Raw genomic sequence first — 985 nt, forward strand, 5'->3', positions numbered from 1 at the left:
GGCCGGCTGCGCGCTCGCTCTCCTGGTGTTGACGCTGCGCGGCCCTGGCAGCCCGCTGCCGATCTTCGTCGTGCTCGCCATATTCGGTATCGCCCGCGCCTTCTACGGACCGGCATCGTCCTCGCTGGTCGCCAATCTGGTGCCGCAGGAGGATTTCGCCAATGCCATCGCCTGGAACTCCTCGGCTTGGCAGACCGCGACCATCGTCGGTCCGGTCGCCGGCGGCCTGCTCTACGGCGTTTCGGCGGAAGTCGCCTATGCCACCGCCGCCATACTGATGCTGGTCGCGGCGCTGCTCGTCTTCACCATCCCCAAGCCCGCCCAGCAGACGGCCACCGACAAGCCGACGATGCAGACGCTGTTTGCCGGCTTCGGTTATATCTGGGGCGAGAAGATCGTGCTCGGCGCGATCTCGCTCGACCTCTTCGCCGTGCTCCTGTCCGGCGCCTCGGCGCTGCTGCCGGTCTATGCGCGCGACATCCTCGAGCTTGGCCCCTGGGGTCTCGGCCTGTTGCGCTCGGCGCCGGGCATCGGCGCCATCTGCGTCGCCGTCTGGCTCGCCGGCCATCCGATCCGCGACCACGCCGGCAAGATCATGCTGGGCTTCGTCGCCCTGTTCGGCGCCTTCACCGTGCTGTTCGGCGTCTCGACCGTCACCTGGCTGTCGATCGCGGCGCTCGCCTTGCTCGGCGCCACCGACATGTTCAGCGTCTATATCCGCGAGACGCTGATCCAGCTCTGGACGCCCGACGAGGTGCGCGGCCGTGTCAACGCCGTCAACCAGGTCTTCGTCGGCGCCTCCAACGAGGTCGGCGAATTCCGCGCCGGCACCATGGCGGCGCTGATCGGCACGGTTCCCGCCGTGGTGATCGGCGGCGTCGGCGCCGTCGCCGTCGCCGGCCTGTGGGCCTATCTGTTCCCGGCGCTGCGGCAGGTCCGGCATCTCAACAGCCGCAATTGATCGACTGGCGGGTCAGGCCGACGG

The 985-nt window shown here is 68.9% G+C and carries 1 protein-coding gene; it reads left to right on the top strand.

Annotated features, from left to right (window positions below; genetic code table 11):
- A partial coding sequence (locus EOD07_RS35755) for an MFS transporter (protein ID WP_127238465.1) occupies nt 1-961 on the top strand: 961 nt, incomplete at its 5' end.
- Between the last annotated feature and the right edge of the window lie 24 nt (nt 962-985).

The sequence above is a fragment of the Mesorhizobium sp. M2C.T.Ca.TU.002.02.1.1 genome (assembly GCF_003997225.1).